Genomic DNA, 19048 nt, shown 5'->3' with positions numbered 1-19048 from the left:
ATCAAGGGGTTGCCGTTCCTCGGGAGACATCCGCCTCGGTGGTAGCATGGCCGTGGATCAAGCCACGGGGGGATCGAGATGCGCCTTTGCAGGGGAGGGACGGCCGCGACGAGGGGAGACCCGAGATGGCGAGGGTGACGCTTCTGCTGCCCGGATTGTTTCGGCGTGCCGAGGCGGCCTTGCCGAAGGACGGCGAGGATGCCCCGGGAATCCGGCATCTGGCGCGCTGGCTGGGCCGAGCACGCCCGCTGGTAGCTGCGCCGGCGGATGCCCGGGAGGGCTGGGAGGTCCAGCTCGCGCGGCGGCTGGGCTTCGAGCAGCCGGTCTCGGGATCGCGCCTGTGGCTGGCCTGGCCCGTGCGGCTGACGCCCGGGATGAAGGACCTGGTCGCGGATCCGGTCTTCGAGGTCCACCGGGAAGAGCGCGAGGCGCTGTGGGAGGCCGCGCGTCCGGATCTGGAAGCGGCGGGGGCCACGCTGCGGCTGTCGTCGGCTGGGCTGTGGCTCCTGGAAATGGAGGGCGAGGGGGATGGAGCGGGCGAGCCGCCCTCAGCGGGCTGGGGTCGCTCGATGAGCCGGGGTGCGATGGACAGTGACGTCGCGCGCCGTCTGCAGGTCCTAAACAACGCCCTGCAGATGACCTGGTTCCAGCATCCGGTGAACCAGGCGCGCGAGCAATCCGGGCGCGAGCCCGTTCACGGGCTGTGGTTCTGGTCACCGGGGCGTCCAGAGGGCGCCACGGCCGTGCGCGCGGTCTGTGGCGGTGGGCCTGTCGCGCACTTTCTGGCGGACTGGACGGCGCTTGACTGGAATCCGGATCCGGCCGCCGCGGCGGAGGCGGTGCGCGATACCGTCGTGGTACTGGATGCCCTGGCAGGCGCGCGCGATCTCGAACGCCATGCGGAGGTGATGCAGTCCCTGGCCGATGACGTCGTACGGCCTCTGCTGCCTCTGCTTCGGAAGGGACACCTGGAGGCGCTGGAGTTTCACGATCCGCTTGCGCGCTCGGAGCCGCCCAGGGTGCTGGAACGCCGGGACAGCCTGGCCTTCTGGCGGCGCGCGCGAGTCCTCTGACGCACCCCGTCCGGTTGGACCCGAGTGCGCCAGACGCCGGGTCAGGGGTGTTATACTGCGCGGCTTTTCTGCCCACCCGCACACCGGAAATCGACGCATCATGGAACTGAATCCGCTGTATACCCAGATTGATGACCTGAAAGGCCGCCTGGAAGGCCTTAGGGGGTATCTTTGACTACCCGGTCAAGGAAGAACGCCTAGAAGAGGTCCAGCGCGAACTGGAAAACCCGGACATCTGGAACGACCCGGATCGTGCGCAGGCGCTGGGCAAGGAACGCGCCCAGCTCGAGAACATCGTCGTCAACATCCGCGAGATCGGCACGCAGCTGGCCGACAGCCGCGACTTGCTGGAGATGGCCGAGGCCGATGACGATGCCGAGACGGCAGCGGCGGTGGAGGCCGACGTCGCGGCCCTGACCGCGCGGGTCGAGGCACTGGAGTTCCGGCGCATGTTCTCCGGCGAGATGGACGAGGCCAACGCCTATCTCGACATCCAGGCCGGCTCCGGCGGCACCGAGGCCCAGGACTGGGCCAACATCCTGTTGCGCATGTACCTGCGCTGGGCCGAGAACCACGGCTTCAAGACCGAGATCATCGAGCTCTCCGAGGGCGATGTCGCCGGTATCAAGAGTGCGACTGTGCGTATCGAGGGCGAATACGCCTTTGGCTGGCTGCGCACCGAGACCGGCGTGCACCGCCTGGTGCGCAAGTCGCCGTTCGACTCGGGCAATCGCCGGCACACCTCGTTCGCGTCGGTGTTCGCCTCGCCGGAGGTGGACGACAGCTTCGAGATCGAGATCAACCCGGCCGATCTGCGCGTGGATACCTACCGCGCCTCCGGGGCCGGTGGGCAGCACGTCAACCGGACTGAGTCGGCCATCCGCATTACCCACGAGCCCTCCGGCATCGTGGTGGCCTGCCAGAACGACCGCTCGCAGCACAAGAACCGCGACACGGCGATGAAGCAGCTGAAGGCCAAGCTCTACGAGATGGAGATCCAGAAGCGCAACGCCGAGAAGCAGGCGGCCGAGGACGCCAAGTCCGATATCGGCTGGGGCAGCCAGATCCGTTCGTATGTGCTCGACCAGTCGCGGATCAAGGACCTGCGCACCAGCGTGGAGGTCGGCAACACCCAGGCCGTGCTCGACGGCGACCTGGACCAGTTCATCGAAGCCAGCCTTAAGAGTGGGCTGTAACGCTTTCTTTTACCGGGATTCCCGATGACCGAGATTACCGACGAGAACAAGCTGATCGCCCAGCGTCGCGCCAAGCTGAACGAGCTGCGCGAGGCCGGCCCGGCCTTCCCCAACGACTTCCGCCGCGATGCCCTGGCGGCCGATCTGCACGCCGCGCATGACGACACCGAAGGCGAGGCGCTGGAGGGGCAGGGGATCCGCGTGACCGTGGCCGGGCGCATGATCGGCAAGCGCGTGATGGGCAAGGCGAGTTTTGTCCGCCTGCGCGACCAGTCCGGGGATATCCAGCTGTTCGCCCAGCGTGACAGCCTGCCGGAGGGTGCCTACGCGGCCTTCAAGCACTGGGACCTGGGCGATATCGTCGGCGGGCAGGGCACGCTGTTCAAGACCAAGACCGGCGAGCTGACGGTCCAGCTGGACGAGCTGCGCCTGCTGACCAAGAGCCTGCGCCCGCTACCGGAGAAGTTCCACGGCCTGACCGACCAGGAACAGCGCTACCGCCAGCGCTACGTGGACCTGATCACCAGCCCGGACAGCCGCGAGCTGTTCCGCACCCGCACCCGGATCGTGCGCTACATCCGCGAGTACTTCGAACGCGAGGACTTCATCGAGGTGGAGACCCCGATGATGCAGGTGATCCCGGGCGGCGCGACCGCGCGGCCGTTCGCCACGCACCACAATGCGCTGGACATGCCGCTGTATCTGCGTATCGCGCCGGAGCTGTATCTGAAGCGCCTGGTCGTCGGCGGCTTCGAGAAGGTCTTCGAGATCAACCGCAATTTCCGCAACGAGGGGCTGTCCACCCGGCACAACCCCGAGTTCACCATGCTCGAGTTCTACGAGGCCTTCGTCGACTACCACGCGCTGATGGACCGCACCGAGACGCTGCTGCGCGGGCTGTGCGAGAACGTGCTGGGCACGACCACCATCGAGTACCAGGGCGAGACCTACGATTTCGGTCAGCCGTTCACGCGCATGACGGTGCGCGAGGCGATCCTCGAGCACAACTCGGAGATCACCAGCGAGGACCTGGCCGATATCGACAAGGTACGCGCCCACTGCGAGCGCCTGGAGATCCCGATCAAGGCGAGCTTCGGCCTCGGCAAGCTGTGGACCGAGATCTTCGAGTACACCGCCGAGAACAAACTGCGTCACCCGACCTTCATCACCGCCTATCCGACCGAGGTCTCGCCGCTGGCGCGGCGTAACGACGAAGACCCGTTCGTGACCGACCGCTTCGAGCTGTTTGTCGGCGGGCGCGAGATCGCCAACGGCTTCTCCGAGCTCAACGACCCCGAGGACCAGGCCGAGCGCTTCCAGGCCCAGGTCGCGGAGAAGGACGCCGGCGACGACGAGGCGATGCACTATGACGCCGACTACATCCGCGCCCTGGAATACGGCCTGCCACCCACGGCCGGCGAGGGCATCGGCATCGACCGCCTGGTGATGCTGCTGACCAACAGCGCCTCCATCCGCGATGTGCTGCTGTTCCCGCACCTGCGCCCGGAGGCCTGAAGCCGCCCTTTCTCCGCTGAGACCGTGCCGACGGGCAAGCCGATTGCGGGAACACCGGGAAACCCTGTCGGTCGCATGGTTGTGGTTTCACGGAAAGAACGGGAGGTTGTCATGGCGAATTACGGCCCTGTCTGGCGCAGTCTGGTTGGTACTGCGGCCGCCACGGCGCTGCTGGCCGGTGGTGCCCAGGCCGGCGAGACGGTCGAGTCCGGCATCAGCACCGAATACGAGCAGTTCGACCTGGTGCGGGTTGCGGGCGATCTGGAACACCCGTGGTCGGTGGCGTTCCTGCCCGGTGGAGGCTATCTGGTCACCGAGCGTACCGGCGCGCTGAAGCACATCCGCAGGAACGGCGAGGTCCGCGAGGTGGCGGGTGTGCCGGATGTGGTGGCCCGCGACCAGGGCGGGCTGCTGGATGTGTCCCTTCACCCGGACTTCCGTGACAACGGCTGGGTATACCTGACCTATTCCTCTGGTGACGAAGATCAGTCCTACACTGCGATGGGCCGTGGCCTGTTGGAGGATGGCGAGCTGCACGACTTCGAGAAGCTCTTCGAGCAGGATCGCGGGGGCAGCAATCATGGCCACTTCGGTTCTCGCCTCGCCTGGCTCGCCGACGGCACCCTGCTGATGACTATCGGCGACCGCCGCCAGGAGGAGCCGGCCCAGGAGCTGTCCAGCCACACCGGCAAGCTGCTGCGCCTGACCGAGGATGGCGAGGCCCCGGCCGACAACCCGTTTGCCGACCGTGACGACGCCCAGCCGCACATCTATTCTTACGGCCTGCGCAACTCGCAGGGGCTGGTGGTCGATCCCGCCGATGACACGATCTGGCTGACCGATCATGGTCCGCGCGGCGGGGACGAGCTCAATCGGATGGAGGCTGGCGGTAACTACGGCTGGCCGGGTGTCACACGTGGACGTGAATATCCGACGGAGCGCCCGTTTGGAGATGCCCGTGAATCGGACGATGTGATTCCCCCGATTTACGAGTTCCTGCCTACGCTGGCGCCCTCCGGGCTGGCGCTGATCACCTCGGATCGCTTCGAGGCCTGGGAGGGTAATCTGCTGGCCGGCGGCCTGCGCGCCGAGCGTATCCTGCGCATCGTGATCGAGGACGACGAAGTTGTGCACATGGAGGAGCTGCTGCATGGCAAGATCGGGCGCATCCGTGATGTGCGCGAGGGCCCGAACGGGCATATCTACGTGCTGACAGACGAGTCCGACGGCGGGCTGTACCGGATGGAGGCCCGCTAGCACCACCGGTCCTGGCTGCTACCAAGGTCCGGACAGTAGAAGGCCCTTCCCGAGCGGGAAGGGCCTTGTTCGTTGCAGGGCTAGAACAGGTCGTCGGCAATGGCCTCGATGCCCGCCTCGGCACACTCGTGGTCGACTTCACCACTGGGGGCGCCGGAGACGCCGATGCCGCCGATGATGCTCCCGTTATCGGTGATCTGCACACCGCCGCCCAGGATGGTGACATTGGGGAGGTGCTGAATGCCGTAACCGGCTTCGCCCGGCATCGTCATTTCGCGCAGTTCCAGGGTATCGGTACGGAAGCTGACCGCCGTCCAGGCCTTGGATACGGCGGTATCGACGGTATGAGCCCCGGCGAAGCGGTCGCGTTTGACGGCCTGGGTTACGCCGTGACGATCCACGACGGCCACCGCGACCTGGGTATCGCGATCACGACAGGCCTCCATGGCCGCCTCGACCGCCTTGACGGCGAGTTCGGGGAGGAGCGTCGGAGTGTTGAAGGTGCCCTCGCTGCTTTGCGCCGGGCTTGCGGCGAATACGAGGGCGCCGGCGAGGAACAGGGGGGTGAGCTTGGTCATGCGCATGGGAGCGACTCCTTTGTTTGGATCCCATCTGTTATCTAGTCATTGCTCGGGCGTTTCGCAATCCGGTGGAATACGAACGTGATCGGCGAAACGCTCGTCTGACGGGTGACCTCTCGGCGCGTATCGGGCACGGTCGGGTGGTGAGAACGAGGAGCCACAAGTGTTTGGGAGATTGGGTGGGCTTGAGTAACGCCACGGAAGCCCGGCGACGGATGGAAGGGGTCGATGCGGCCCGTGCGCTGGCCATGATCGGCATGCTGATGGTGCATGTGGGGCCCACTCGTCTCGATTCGGTTGCAGGCCAGTGGTACGCGCTACCGCATGGGCGGGCCTCGGTGTTGTTCATGCTGGTGGCCGGGGTCGGAATCTCGTTCCTGGCGGCCTCGCGGCGTGTCGCGGCCGAGGGCCTGGCCGGGCAACTCCTCTGGCGTGCCTTGCTGCTGTTTCCATTGGGTCTGGCCCTGCAGGCGATGCAGAGCGAATTGAACGTGATCCTGCAGACCTATGCCCTGTTTTTCGTACTCTCCATCGGGCTGGTGCGGTTACGCACCACGGTGCTCTTCCTGGTGGGCCTGTTCGCCCTGGTGCTGGGGCCACCGCTGTACCTATATGGCCAGATGCTGGACCCCGATACCTTCCAGCGGGTCGGTATCGGGCCGGACAACCCGCCCGGTGTAATGCTGCACGCCCTCCTGTTCTCGGGCCCGTACCCGCTGATCACCTGGATCGTGCCGTTTGTGGTGGGGCTGTGGCTGGGCCGCTGCGATCTGCGCAGCGATGCGCTGCGTTTGCGGATGCTGCTGGTGGGTGCCGCCGTTGCAGGGGTGGCCTGGGCGCTGCATGTCGCCCTCTTTGCGTGGTTGGGCGAGCCAGGCGGAGGTCTGCGCTGGGCCGATCTCGCCGACATGAAGGCCCACAGCCAACGTCCGCTATGGCTGTTGAATGCGACCGGGGTGGCGGTAGCCGTGCTTGCCGTGTGCCTGGTGGCGGCGGATCGCCTCGGGCGTGCGCTGTGGCCGCTGGTCGCGACCGGCCAGTTGGCGTTGACCTTCTACGTGCTGCACCTGGTTGTGATCGCCCTGTGGCGCGACGACGTGGTCTTCAAGCAGGACGTTGGCCCCGCATTGGTGGTGGTCGCGGTATTCACCGGGCTGTTCATGCTGTTTGCGGTGGGCTGGCGCCGACTGTTCCGCAAGGGGCCCCTGGAAAGCCTGCTGGTCGTGCCGTGGGCATGGAGGCGCCCGACGAAGAGCTGATCAGGCCGATTGGCGAGCTTGCTGCGCGAGGCTGCGTGTGGCCTGGCGGAACACCGGGCGCAACGGCTTGTTGAGGAAGGTTCGCGCCCGGCTCGGGGCAATGCCCTGATGGTGACAGAACAGGGCCAGCGCGTAGACGAGATCGTCGCGCCCAAGCGATGCCTGGCGTTCCGCACTCGGGGCACTGCAGGAGCCACAACCACCGACCCGCACGTGAAAGGCCGTATTGGCGAGCATCACACCGAATCCCATCTGTGTGGCCAGCAGTTCGGCTACATGCCCCTCGTTGCCCTCCTGCGAGGGGGCGGGTTCTTCCGAGGTGGGGAGGAGCCTCAGCGCGATCTCGCGGGCAAAGTGCCCGATCAGGGCCTCGTTCTCGCCGACCAGCCGGGGATCGTAGGGAATCGGTATGGATTCGGGGCGGGGCGCATGGCCCCAGGAGCCCATCGGCACCGGGTTATCCAGGAGGTCATCCGGTTGCGCGAGCCGAAACGGGCCGTCGGCAAAGCCGGCATGGCTGCATACGGCGTCGAACACGATCTGCGCCATCCCGTGGCGGGTATCGGCCTGCCCGGGGAAATGCTCGCGAATCGGCAGAACGAGGTGGGCCTGACCGAGCGGCTGCGCCCAGACGGCCTGGCGCCGTGCCCAGAGCGTAACGGCGCGGACCCACTGGCGGGCCTCGGTGTCGGGTTCGGGGGCGCGCTGGAACAGACGCGGGATCAGCGAGAGCATCGTGGGAGGCTGGTTTGGGTGCCCCTCCATTGTGCGCCAGGGCGGGGCGTTTTGCAGGCCCTTAAGGAAACACTGTTCAGTGTTCCCTTAAAGCAAAAAGGCCCGGACCGAGCGGCCCGGGCCTTGCCATATTGCGGACCTAGTTGAAGGCCTCGCCGGGCTTGACGCCCATGGCCTTCAGGATCATGGCCAGCGGGCAGAAGCCGGTGAATGCCGACTGCAGCAGGTTGAAGCCGACGAACAGGGTCAGCAGCAGCCACCAGGGGCTGAACACCCAGGCCAGGATGGCACTGATGATGACGACGGTGCCGGCAAAGGCGAGGACAATGCGATCGATGCTCATGGGGGATTCTCCCGGGTTATCTATTAGACAACTCTAATATGTGCCCGCAGACACAGAAATACAAGGGCCCACTGGTCGGTGGGTCCGCACACGTGCCGGAACAGGTCGGTTCAGTGGAAGATCTCGCCGGGCTTCATGCCCAGGCTCTTCAGCACCATGGCCAGCGGGCAGAATCCGGTAAAGGCGGACTGGATCAGGTGGACGCCGATAAAGATCGTCAGCAGCAGCCACCATCCACTGGCGGCCCAGGTCAGCAGGGCACTGATCAGTACAACGATCCCGGCAAACACCAGGAAAAAGCGATCAAGCGTCATGGACGGTCCCTCCCTTGCGTCCGTTGTTTACCCAGTGATAGCACTGGCGCAGTCGCACGGCAAGGGAGGGGGAGCGCCAAGGGAAACACTGATCAATGTACACGCTCGCGTTGGTACCCCAGGTTTTCCGAGACAAGGCGCGTCGTGCAACGGGTAGTGGTTCTACCCGCAAGCGGCGCAACGCGGGATCGGGGAACCTGGGGTACCAACCCCACAATCCATTTAAAGCAGGGGCTCGGCCGCCCGTTGTTGATCAAAAACGGGCGCGCGCACGGCGTTGCGGCTCCCTTGTGCAGAATGACTGCACGGCAGTCACCGCGCCTTGTTCACACGTAAAAGCGACTCGAGCGCGAGCGTGTACATTGATCAGTGTTTCCGAAGAACGTTCCTAGCGTTCCTCGATCGCGATGTACTCGCGTGAGGGGTGCCCGGTGTAGAGCTGGCGCGGACGGCCAATGCGTGATTCCGGATCCTGCATCATCTCGTTCCAGTGCGAGATCCAGCCCACCGTGCGGGCCAGCGCAAAGATCACGGTGAACATGTTCAGCGGGATGCCCATCGCGCGCAGGATGATGCCGGAGTAGAAGTCCACGTTCGGATAGAGCTTGCGCTCGATGAAGTAGTCGTCCTCCATCGCGATGCGCTCGAGCTCCATGGCGACGTCGAACAGCGGTTGATTCTCGGCGCCCATGTCGCCCATCTCGGCCAGCAGTTCGTGGCACATCTTGCGGATGATCTTCGCCCGCGGATCGTAGTTCTTGTACACGCGGTGGCCGAATCCCATCAGGCGGAACGGGTCGTTCTTGTCCTTCGCGCGGGCGACGAAGTCCTGCACGCTCTTGTCGGAGTTCACGATCTCCTCGAGCATGCGCACGACCTTCTCATTCGCGCCCCCGTGCAGCGGACCCCACAGCGAGGCGATGCCGGCCGAGATCGCGGCAAACGGGTTCGCCTCGGAAGAGCCGGACAGGCGCACGGTGGAGGTTGAGGCGTTTTGTTCGTGATCCGCATGCAGGATGAGGATCAGGTCCAGTGCGCGTACGAAGACCGGGTTCGGCTGGTAGGGCTCGCTGGGCACCCCGAACATCATCGACAGGAAGTTGGCCGTGTAGGACAGGTTGTTGTCCGGATACATGAACGGCTGGCCGTGGGCGTACTTGTACGACCAGGCGGCGATCGTTGGCATCTTGGAGATCAGCCGGTGCGCGGCGATGCGGCGGTGTTCCGGGTTATGCACGTCGACGTTGTCGTGATAGAAGGCCGACAAGGCCCCCACCACGCCGACCATAATCGCCATCGGATGCGCATCGTGACGGAAGCCGTCGAAGAAGCGGCGGACCGCCTCGTGCAGCATCGAGTGGTCCTTGATGATGCGCGAGAAGTCGTGCAGGTCGTCGGAGGAGGGCAACTCGCCGTTCAGCAGCAGGTAGCAGACCTCGAGATAGGTGCTCCCTTCCGCCAGCTGTTCGATCGGATAACCACGGTAGAGCAGGGTGCCCTCGTCCCCGTCGATGAAGGTCACATCCGAGCGGCAACTGGCCGTGGACATGAACCCCGGGTCGTAGGTGAAGTAACCGAGTTCCTTGTACAGCGCACGGATGTCGATGCAATTGGGGCCGTGGGCACCCTCCTGGATCGGCAGCTCGATGCTCTTGCCGGTAGTGTTGTCGGTCAGCGTGACGGTCTTGCTCATGAAACGGCCTCGAAGATTCGCTGGGGCGCCCGAACGCGCGGGGTCGAAAAGGGGCATGGTAAACCATCGACACCCGGTGGGCAGCGTTGTTCTAGGGCCGGTTCGGGATTCCGCGATCCGATTCCTCGGTAGCGGGGGCCCGGGAGACGCTGATCGAATCGTGCGCCTCCCTATGAGGCATTGCGTTGTGCGCGCTTCTCGGCGTACATCGCCTGGTCAGCGCGGGCCTGCGCGTCGGGCAGGTCGCCCTGGACCTCGCGCGCCGATGCGCCCAGGGCGGCCGACACGCCTGCCTGTTCCAGTGCCGTGCGCAGGCGCTCGGTCAGGTCGGGCAGATAGTCGATCGGTGTTTCGGGGAACAGGACTGCGAATTCGTCGCCGCCCAGGCGGGCCACGGTGTCGATGTCACGCACGGTCTCGAGCAGGGCGCGTCCCGCCGCGGCGATCAGGCGGTCACCGGCCTCGTGGCCTTGCGTGTCGTTGACGGCCTTCAGACCGTTCAGGTCGATCATGACGACGCCGGCCGGGAGGCCATGGCGGGCGCAGCGGTCTTCCTCGGCCGCGAGTGCGAGACCCCAGCCGCGGCGGTTGTACGTGCCGGTCAGGGTATCGGTGTGGGCCTCGAGAAGAAGGGCCTCGCGTTCGCGCTCGAGCGAGTCAACCTGGTGGCGCATCCGTATCAGGGCCTCGAGCGTACTCACCGCCGCGCGAATCGGTTCGTCGTGTTCGACCAGCGAGTCCGCCAGCGTCTCCGGGTGAATGGCGCAGAGCACGCCATACAGCTGGTGGTCGACATCCTGCACCGGGTAGCCAATGTAGCTGCCGATCGGGCTCTGGTCGCCCGCCGCTGCAAGGGCGCTCAGCGCCTCGGCGTAGGCAGGCTCGCGTGCAGCATCCGGTGCGATCTGGGGCGCACGGCCTTCCAGCATGCGGATACAGAACGAGTTGCTCCAGTCGAAGGCCGTGCCGGCCTCGATTCCGTAGCCATGATCGTCGGCGCGCACCACGATCTGCTCGTCCCCCTCCACCCGGGTCAGCATCCAGGTGTCGAGCGGGGCGAGTTGGTGCAGAAGGCGCAGGGTATTGTCCACGCCCTGGTTGAACGGGTCCTCGGTGTCCTCGCGCTGGTCCTGGGATCGCTTCATGGATATAGCACGGGCGTTGGGGACCCGTGGCCTTTGTGCTCGCGTTCACCTTACAAGAGTGTTGCGGGGACTTCACTCGGCGACGCCCCGTGTCCCGGGTTCTGGCGCTAAAGGCGCGGCAGGTCGGGGTGCGGGAGCTGGCCGCCATGCACGTGCTGGCGCCCGAACTCGGCGCAGCGTGCCAGTGTAGGCACGGCCTTGCCGGGGTTCAGCAGGCCGAGCGGATCGAAGGCCTGCCGCAGCCGGTGGAACTGCTCGAGTTCGAGGGGTGCGAACTGCACGCACATGCCGTCGAGCTTCTCGACGCCCACGCCGTGTTCGCCGGTCACGGTCCCGCCAACTTCCACGCACAGCTCCAGGATCTGCTGCCCGAAGGCCTCGGCCGTTTCCAGCTGGCCGGGCTGGTTGGCGTCGTAGAGGATCAGGGGGTGCAGGTTGCCGTCGCCGGCATGGAAGACGTTGCACACGCCCAGGCCATGTTCGCGCGACAGTGCATTGATGCGCTCGAGCACGGTACCGAGCTGGTGACGGGGGATAGTTCCGTCCATGCAGTAGTAGTCCGGCGAGATTCGGCCCGCGGCCGGAAAGGCGGCCTTGCGCCCGGCCCAGAACAGGGCCTGCTCCTGGGCGTCGCGTGCGGTGCGAACCTCGGTGGCGCCAAGCTCGAGCAGCTTGCGGCGCACCACCATGATGTCCTCGGAGACCTCGGCGTTGGTGCCGTCGAGCTCGCACAGCAGGATCGCGGCGGCGTCCACCGGATAGCCTGCGTGCACGAAGTCCTCGGCCGCGCGGATCGCGGCGTTGTCCATCATCTCCAGGCCGGCCGGGATCAACCCGGCCGCGATGATCCCGGCCACCGCGCGCCCGGCGGCCTCTACCTCGTCGAAGCTCGCCAGCAGGACCTGGGTGCGTTCCGCCCGGGGCAGCAGGCGCACCGTGACCTCGGTGACGATGCCGAGCATCCCCTCGGAGCCGATCATCAGCGCCAGCAGGTCGGGGCCCGCGGTGTCCAGGGTCTTGCCGCCCAGGCGGATGATCTCGCCATCCAGCGTGACCATCTCCAGCCCCAGCACGTTGTGCACGGTGAGGCCGTATTTCAGACAGTGCACGCCGCCGGCATTCTCGGCGACATTGCCGCCAATCGAGCAGGCGATCTGGGAGGAGGGGTCCGGGGCATAGTAGAGGCCTTGGGGGGCAGCCGCCTCGGAAATGGCGAGGTTGCGTACGCCGGGTTGCACGACCGCACAGCGATTGTCGGCGTCGATCTCCAGTATGCGGTTGAGGCGGGCCAGGGACAGTAGCAACCCGGTGGCACTGGGCAGGGCCCCGCCCGAGAGTCCGGTGCCCGCCCCGCGGGGTACGATCGGGACCTGGTGCTCGCGGCATACCCGCAGGCAGGTGAGCAGTTCCTCCCGCGTGTGGGGCAGCGCGACGGCGCCGGGGGTCTGGCGATAGGCGGACAGCCCGTCACATTCGTAGGTGCGGCGCTCGTGGGCCTCCAGGATCAGCCGATCCGCGGGCAGCTCTTGCTGCAGGACCATGATCGCAGCCGCCAGCGCATCCAGCGCAGTGGAATCCGGGGGCAGGGGCTGTGCGGCAGTCATGGTGTGGTCAGGGGCGTCCGGGAGGGCGAAAGGCCCCTCAGGTTACAGGCCGTGGGCGGCGCAGGAAATGTCCGTGTCACTTCGTGGTGTCTCTAGGAAACGCTGATTTGGCAAGACGCAGCAACGGCGGATGCAATAAACAGAGTAAGGTTCGGGAATTTTTATTGTTTCGTGACAGTCTAGTCATTCGCGGGATTACTAGAATGATTCCAACCCCGACCCAAGGAGATTGAGATGCGGCATTCATGGATCACGACGGCCTGTGCGGCCGCTTGCCTGGCTTCAGCCCCGGCGTTTGCGGCCGACAAGGTCACGCTGGAGCATGACGACCTGACCCTGATCGGTCATTTCCAGGAAGGGGCCGGTGCCTCGCCTGAAGACGGTGTGGTGCTGATGCTGCATGGCACGCTCGCCCACGGCCGCATGGAGGTCATGCAGGCGGTCCAGGATCAGCTGGCCGACCGAGGCCACAATACGCTGTCGATCAACCTGAGCTACGGGATCGACGAACGTGAGGGGATGTTCGAGTGCGACGCGCCGATTCATCATGGCGTGGACGAGCACATGAAAGAGGTCGCGCTCTGGCAGGAGTGGCTGCAGGGCGAAGGCTATGGCCCGGTCACGCTGTTCGGGCATTCGCGTGGAGGCAACCAGGTGGCCCGCTATCTGACCGAGCACGATCCGGACGACATCCGCGCGATGGTTCTGGTCGCTCCGTCCACCTTTGATGCGGACAAGGTCGCGGCGGATTACGAAGATCAGGCCGGGGAACCACTGGGTGAAGTACTGGCCCGCGCCCAGGAGAAACACGACCGTGGCGACGGCTCCATGCTGGAAGGCGTGCGTTTTCTGCAATGTGGCGAACTGGATGTCGCACCCCATGCGTTCCTGAGCTACTACGATCCGGCCCCGGTCCACAACACGCCAAGCGTGATCGACGGCATCCAGACCCCGACGCTGGTGGTGATCGGGTCCGAGGATGACGTGGTGGCGGATCTGCCGGAGCGGATGGATGCGGTCGAGGACAAGGAGCACATCACGGTGAACACCGTCGATGGTGCGGATCATTTCTTCCGCGACTTCTTCGCCGACGACGTGGTGGACTTCACCGTCGACTTTCTCGGTGAGCACTGATCGGCTGATCTGAGCCCATCAGGCCGGCCCTTTCGGGTCGGCCTTTTTTGTGTGTGTCTCAACCGGCCCAGAGGGTCAGGTACAGACCCAGCATCGCGGCGGCGAACAGCAGGCCGATGGTCTCCCAGCGGGTGAGTACACGCTCGGCCAGTTCCAGCCGTTCACGAAGCCGGTAGCGTACCCAGCGCAGGCGCGCCGGGTGGCGCCCGACGCCGATCAATGCAGGGCGGCGGTGCCACAGGCGCTGGCTGGTGTGCGCGAGCCACTCCAGGGGCACGACGAGATCGCCCTCCTGGAGCCACGGCCGATCGCGATCCCGAGCCCATCGCCAGGCCAGCAGCCCCAGGACCAGGCCGACACCAATTGGCCAGACAAGGCTCAGACTCGTCAGCACGACCCAGGCGGAAACCTGCTCCGGTGGGGCGACTGCCACCCCCAGCAGGGGGAAGACCAGCGACATCGCCGCCAGGCCACCCCAGGCCCACCAGCGGCGCGAGTCCGCGCGCGGGGGCGTCTGGGTGTCTTGCTGTGTCTGATACCAGCGCCAGAGAAAGCGCAGCATCAGGAGCGTTGTGCCGGCGGCCGCCAGGGTCAGGGCGAACTCCGTATGAGCCATCCAGCCGGCCAGATCGGCGTCGTACAGCGGTTCCTTCAGGGTGTTCTTGGCCAGCGCGCCGCTGGTCATCGGCATCCCGGCCAGGGCGAGTGCTGGCAGCACCGCGAACAGGAAAAAGGCCAGGCGGCCTGTGCCACCCGCGGGGCGCTGCGCGGTCATCCCGGCGGCCAGGAACAGCGCACCCTTGGCAAAGCCGTGGTGCACGGCGTAGAGCGTAACGGCCATCAGCAGCCAGGCCCGCAGGTCAGGCAGGGCGAGTGCCAGCCCGACCCCGGCCGTCATCAGCCCCATCTGGCTGATGCTGGAGTACGCGAGGATGGTCTTGGGACGCGACTGCAGAACCCCGGCGAGTGCGGCGAGGAAGGCTGCCGACAGACCCAGGAGCACGAGGGTCTCGCCGAGCAGCACATGGCCGGTCTCATCCAGTGGCAATACCCGCAGCCAGCCCAGCAGGCCGGCCTTGATCATCGCCCCCGACAGCACGGCGCTGGCCGCGACTGGTGCGGCCGGGTGGGCCAGCGGCAGCCAGAAATGCAGGGGAAGCATCCCGGCCTTGATGCCAAACCCGAGCACCAGCAACGCAAGGCCCCAGCCTTCGGGGCGCGCCTCGGCGATCGCGGTCAGCCGCGTATCGCCACCCGCCTGGTGAATCGCCATGACGAAGCCGGAAAACAGCAGGATTTCGCCGACGACCGCCAGGATCAGATAGATGCGTCCGGCGCGCCAGGCCTCCGCTGTATTGGAGTGCACCACCAGGCCATAGGCCGCCAGGCTCATCAGGGAGAAGAACAGATAAAAGCTCAGGGCGTCCTGGGCGAGGATCAGGCCCAGGTTCCCGGAGAGCGCCAGCAGCCAGAACGCGTAGAAGCGGTGACGCAGCGGGTCATCCTGGCGATCGCTCAGCGCAAACAGGCCGGCCGCCAGCCACAGCCCAGAGGTCAACGCCAGAAAGGCCTGTCCCAGAGGGTCGAGCCCCAGCAGTGTGTTGAGCATCAGCCAGTCCAGGGCGGCGGGCTCGATATCGCCCCCGAAGGCCGCACCTCCAAGGCCCGGCAATGCCGCCCACGGGACCCAACGGTTGAAGCGGGTCCTGTGCGGCCGCAGGCCGATCAGTACCGCGAGCAGCAGCGGGACCAGGGGGATCGCGATCCAGATCAGGGCGTTCATGGCGCGAACCCCGGGATCGAATAGTCGCGTTCCACGATCAGGGTCACCCAGTCGAGCGGGCTCAGGCTCATTCCCGCCAGCAGCCCGCCGAGCAGGCTCAGGGCCGCGACGAACATCGTGGGGACGAGCAGCATCCAGTGGGTCTCGAAGCGTGTGGGGCCGCTATGTTCGACCATACGCTCGTGCCAGGACGTGCGACGCTCGCCCAGCCAGCCGCGGATCACCGGCGGCAGGAAATACGCTGCATTGAGCAGGCTGCTGACGATCAGCACGGCCAGTACCCAGTGGAACTGGGCCTCCAGCGCCCCCAGGCCCAGATGCCACTTGGTGACGAAGCCCGCGAGCGGCGGCAGCCCGATCATGCCCAGGGCGCCCAGGGTAAAGGCCAGCATGGTCAACGGCATGCGCCGGCCCACGCCGTCCAGCTCGCTGATCTTGTGGATGCCGAGTGTCTCGGCAAAGTTGCCGGCACAAAAGAACAGCGTGATCTTGGTGATCCCCTGATGCACCAGATGCACAAGCCCGCCGATGACCCCCAGCGGCCCGGCCAGCGCGACACCCAGCACGATGTACGAGACCTGGCTGACGGTAGAAAAGGCCAGCCGCTGCTTCAGGTCGTCCGTGCGCAGGGCCTGGATCGAGCCGTACAGGATGGTGATCGCGGCGACCACTACCAGCCCTGCGGCGAGCCCGAGTTCCATCGTGACCTCGGCGCCATAGACGTCGTTCACCACCCGCACAATCCCGAAGGCCCCGGCCTTGACCACGGCGACCGCGTGCAGCAGGGCACTAACAGGGGCGGGCGCGACCATCGCGATCGGCAGCCAGGAGTGCAGCGGCACCAAAGCCGCCTTGACCCCGAACCCGATCATCAACATCACGAACAGGACCTTGAGCGTGGTCTCGTGCGTGGTCGCGAGTTCGCCGAGGTAGCCGCCCGGCACGAAGGATTCGGCACCGGCCAGAAGCGTCAGCCAGACGATCGCGGTGAACAGCACCAGCCCGCTGGTCAGGGTGTAGGCCAGATACAGGCGTCCGGCGCGCAGGGCGGCGGGTGTGCCGCGGTGCACCACCAGCGGCCAGGTGGCCAGCGTCAGCAGCTCGTAGAAGATCAGCAGCGTGATCAGGTTGCCCGACAGCGCGATCCCGACCGTGGCGCTGACACAAAGGGAAAAGAAGCCAAAAAAACGGCTCCGACGTGGCGAACCTTCCAGATAGCCGATGGCGTACACGGTGGTGACGAACCACAGCACTGCTGAGAGGGTGGCGAACAGCAGGGACAGGGCGTCCGCCGCGAGTACGAAGTCGATCCCCGGCAGCAGCGGGATGCTGAGCTGATATTCATCGCCGCGCAGGACGCCCAGCAGCAGCCAGCCGACCAGTACCAGCTTGGTCCCGGCCCCGCCGAGATTCAGCAGGGTCCGCAGGCCATAGCGCCGTTCGGGCAGGAAGAAGATCGCCAGGCCCGGGCCCAGCGAACTCATCAGGATGGCGAGGAGCAGCCAGCCGCCGTCGGTCATGGTGCCCCCGGGGTCAGTGTCAGGGTGTGCAGCGTCAGGGTGCCGGCGAATCCGGCGGCGGCCGCAACCACGGCCAGCCCCAGCGGCACCCAGTCCATCCACGGCGAGACGGCCTCACCGGCGTCCCGGGGCCCGCGGTGAAAGGCCGGGGCCACCATGCGCAGTACGTAGCCGGCGGCGAGCAGCCCGCCACCGGCAATCGCGATTACCCACAGCACGCCGATCAGGCTGCCCGCCAGGATCGTGGACAGCCCTGCCTCCAGCAGCAGGTATTTGGCGATGAAGCCGCCGGTGAAGGGCAGGCCCATGAGGCTGACCCCGGCCAGCCCGAGCGCAAACACGGTGCGTCCACGGGCGCGCAGGATCGCGCCCATGTCGGCCAGACGGTCATGTCCGGCCGCGTGTTGCAGCGTACCGGCGGCGAGAAAGACGGAGGCCTTGGCCAGCGCGTGGACGACGGCAAAGAACACCACGACCCTCCATGCCCCGGAGTCCACCAGCATCAGCGGGAAGGCGATCAGCAGATAGCCGAACTGGGCCACCGTGGAATAGGCAACGATGGATTTCAGACGCCCGGACCGCAGGGCCTGGGCCGAGCCCCAGACCAGCGCGGCCACGCCGAGCAGCCCCACCAGGATGCCGAACGCCGGTGTGGCCAGCGGGGCAAAGGGCCCCATCCACAGGCGCAGGATCAGGTAGAACGAGCCGGTGACTACCAGGCCCGAGAGTACGGCACTGACCGGGGCCGGGGCGGAGCCGTGTGCCGGGGCGAGCCAGACATGCAGTGGGAACAGCGCCGCCTTCAGCATCAGCCCGGCGGTCATCAGTACCGCGGCCATGCGCTCGGTGGGGCCGATCTCGGTGCGCGCCTCCAGCAGCACCAGGTCCAGTACTCCGTGCTCCCCGAACAGGAGTACAACCCCCATCAGGAAACTGAGCGAGCCGAGGATGTTGATCAGCATATAGCGCATTGCCCCGGAGACCGCGGCGGCGGTGCCGGTGAACGCCACCAGCGCCACCGCCGACAGCGACACCACCTCCAGCGAGATGTACAGGTTGAAGGCATCGCCGGACAGCAACAGCATGTTCAACCCGGCCCACAGCCATAGCCACAGGGGCCAGAACTGGCGACGTTCGATCGGGTCGTGCACGTAGCCGAGGCTGTACAGGCTGGTTGCCAGCCCCACCACGCCGGTCAGTACCAGCAAGGTCATCGACAGGCCATCCAGGTGCAGCATCACGCCCAGTGGTGCCTCCCAGCCGCCCAGCGCCACGCGCGTGGCCGCGGACTCCGGGTCGGGTCCCGCGGCCAGGAACAGGGCGCTCAGCACCACGACGGCTGCGGTCATCAGCACCGCGCCATAACCCCCAATCCGGTGCGCCTGACGGGGCCAGATCGTGGCCAGGATCGCGAGCGCCAGCGACAGGGCCACCAGGCCGCTGATCGCCAGCGGGAGCATTGCGGCGGGTGTCTCGCTCATTCGCGACGCTCCCGCTCGTACTCCGCGGAGGGGGCATGTTCCTCGCGCGAGATGTCGTCCACCGGCGCGTCATCGTCCGGCGGGCCGGGCAGCATCATCGCCTGGCCCGTGATGCGCGCCAGGCGCACGACCAGCGCGAGCGCGAATGCCGTGGCGCTAACCGCGACTACGATGCCGGTCAGTGTCAGCGCCTGCGCGACCGGGTCCGGTGGGCCCTCGCCACGGGCCGCAATGCCCAGCAGCACCATGAAGACCCCGGAACCCATGATGTTGAGCGCAAGAATCCGCAGGACCAGGTGATGGCGGCGGATCAGCCCGTACAGGCCGAGTGCGAACAGGACCGCGCCAGCCGTCGGATAGATCAGGCCCGGGGCCAGTTGCTGGGCGAGCCATTCCATCAGCGTGCGTCTCCGGC

General features: G+C 66.3%; 17 protein-coding genes. 6 read left to right on the top strand and 11 right to left on the bottom strand.

Features of this window, described 5'->3' with window-relative positions:
* Positions 1–125: 125 nt before the first annotated feature.
* The 4 genes from F466_RS0104905 to F466_RS0104890 all read left to right on the top strand — a co-directional run bounded on the left by F466_RS0104905 (position 126) and on the right by F466_RS0104890 (position 5041).
* Positions 126–1073, top strand: a complete 948-nt coding sequence (locus F466_RS0104905) for a hypothetical protein (RefSeq protein ID WP_018993575.1) — start codon at positions 126–128, stop codon at positions 1071–1073.
* A gap of 100 nt (positions 1074–1173) precedes the next feature.
* A protein-coding gene (prfB, locus tag F466_RS0104900; RefSeq protein WP_155987368.1) for a peptide chain release factor 2 occupies positions 1174–2269 on the top strand; the annotation gives its coding sequence in 2 pieces (ribosomal slippage) (positions 1174–1245 and positions 1247–2269; 1095 coding nt in all).
* A 24-nt stretch (positions 2270–2293) separates the two neighbouring features.
* A complete protein-coding gene (gene lysS, locus F466_RS0104895) occupies positions 2294–3784 on the top strand; it encodes a lysine--tRNA ligase (RefSeq protein ID WP_018993573.1) in 1491 nt (496 codons plus the stop codon).
* A gap of 111 nt (positions 3785–3895) precedes the next feature.
* On the top strand, positions 3896–5041 hold the full coding sequence (locus F466_RS0104890) for a PQQ-dependent sugar dehydrogenase (protein WP_018993572.1): 1146 nt from the start codon (positions 3896–3898) through the stop codon (positions 5039–5041).
* A gap of 80 nt (positions 5042–5121) precedes the next feature.
* Here the strand turns inward: F466_RS0104890 and F466_RS0104885 are convergent, their stop codons facing one another.
* On the bottom strand, positions 5122–5625 hold the full coding sequence (locus F466_RS0104885; protein WP_018139090.1) for a heme-binding protein: 504 nt from the start codon (positions 5623–5625) through the stop codon (positions 5122–5124).
* Between the two features lie 212 nt (positions 5626–5837).
* Here F466_RS0104885 and F466_RS0104880 point away from each other — a divergent pair, with 212 nt between their 5' ends.
* Entirely contained in the window at positions 5838–6881 is a 1044-nt protein-coding gene (locus F466_RS0104880) for an acyltransferase family protein (protein WP_018649381.1), read from the top strand.
* On the opposite strand, the gene F466_RS0104875 is transcribed toward F466_RS0104880, so the two are convergent.
* The 6 genes from F466_RS0104875 to F466_RS0104850 all read right to left on the bottom strand — a co-directional run bounded on the left by F466_RS0104875 (position 6882) and on the right by F466_RS0104850 (position 12715).
* Entirely contained in the window at positions 6882–7616 is a 735-nt protein-coding gene (locus F466_RS0104875) for a hypothetical protein (RefSeq protein WP_018139088.1), read from the bottom strand.
* 139 nt (positions 7617–7755) lie between these two features.
* Positions 7756–7959, bottom strand: coding sequence for a DUF2892 domain-containing protein (locus F466_RS0104870; protein WP_012982402.1), 204 nt, complete (start codon positions 7957–7959; stop codon positions 7756–7758).
* A gap of 110 nt (positions 7960–8069) precedes the next feature.
* Positions 8070–8273, bottom strand: a complete 204-nt coding sequence (locus F466_RS0104865) for a DUF2892 domain-containing protein (protein WP_018139087.1) — start codon at positions 8271–8273, stop codon at positions 8070–8072.
* A 388-nt stretch (positions 8274–8661) separates the two neighbouring features.
* Positions 8662–9966: a citrate synthase gene (locus F466_RS0104860; protein WP_018139086.1), complete on the bottom strand. Its 1305-nt coding sequence runs from the start codon at positions 9964–9966 to the stop codon at positions 8662–8664.
* A 170-nt stretch (positions 9967–10136) separates the two neighbouring features.
* Entirely contained in the window at positions 10137–11111 is a 975-nt protein-coding gene (locus F466_RS0104855; protein ID WP_018993571.1) for a sensor domain-containing diguanylate cyclase, read from the bottom strand.
* A gap of 107 nt (positions 11112–11218) precedes the next feature.
* Positions 11219–12715, bottom strand: a complete 1497-nt coding sequence (locus F466_RS0104850; protein ID WP_018993570.1) for an FAD-linked oxidase C-terminal domain-containing protein — start codon at positions 12713–12715, stop codon at positions 11219–11221.
* A 234-nt stretch (positions 12716–12949) separates the two neighbouring features.
* Between F466_RS0104850 and F466_RS0104845 the strand changes: the two genes are divergently transcribed.
* On the top strand, positions 12950–13849 hold the full coding sequence (locus F466_RS0104845; RefSeq protein WP_018174509.1) for an alpha/beta hydrolase: 900 nt from the start codon (positions 12950–12952) through the stop codon (positions 13847–13849).
* 58 nt (positions 13850–13907) lie between these two features.
* Here the strand turns inward: F466_RS0104845 and F466_RS0104840 are convergent, their stop codons facing one another.
* From F466_RS0104840 to F466_RS0104825, 4 genes are read right to left on the bottom strand one after another with little or no spacing between them, the layout of a single operon-like run.
* A complete protein-coding gene (locus F466_RS0104840) occupies positions 13908–15632 on the bottom strand; it encodes a complex I subunit 5 family protein (protein ID WP_018174510.1) in 1725 nt (574 codons plus the stop codon).
* The gene (locus tag F466_RS0104835) at positions 15629–17152 is read right to left on the bottom strand and encodes a complex I subunit 5 family protein (RefSeq protein WP_018139081.1); all 1524 of its coding nucleotides are present in this window, start codon (positions 17150–17152) and stop codon (positions 15629–15631) included. The genes F466_RS0104840 and F466_RS0104835 overlap by 4 nt, the downstream gene beginning before the upstream one ends.
* A complete protein-coding gene (locus F466_RS0104830; RefSeq protein WP_018174512.1) occupies positions 17149–18633 on the bottom strand; it encodes a complex I subunit 5 family protein in 1485 nt (494 codons plus the stop codon). The genes F466_RS0104835 and F466_RS0104830 overlap by 4 nt, the downstream gene beginning before the upstream one ends.
* A complete protein-coding gene (locus F466_RS0104825; protein ID WP_018139079.1) occupies positions 18630–19031 on the bottom strand; it encodes a cation:proton antiporter subunit C in 402 nt (133 codons plus the stop codon). The genes F466_RS0104830 and F466_RS0104825 overlap by 4 nt, the downstream gene beginning before the upstream one ends.
* Positions 19032–19048 lie beyond the last annotated feature (17 nt).

The sequence above is a fragment of the Thioalkalivibrio sp. ALgr1 genome (assembly GCF_000378285.1).
In the GTDB taxonomy this organism is placed as follows: domain Bacteria; phylum Pseudomonadota; class Gammaproteobacteria; order Ectothiorhodospirales; family Ectothiorhodospiraceae; genus Thioalkalivibrio.
The sequence above is the reverse complement of the archived record's forward strand: the minus strand, read 5'-3'. Positions and strand labels throughout refer to the sequence as shown.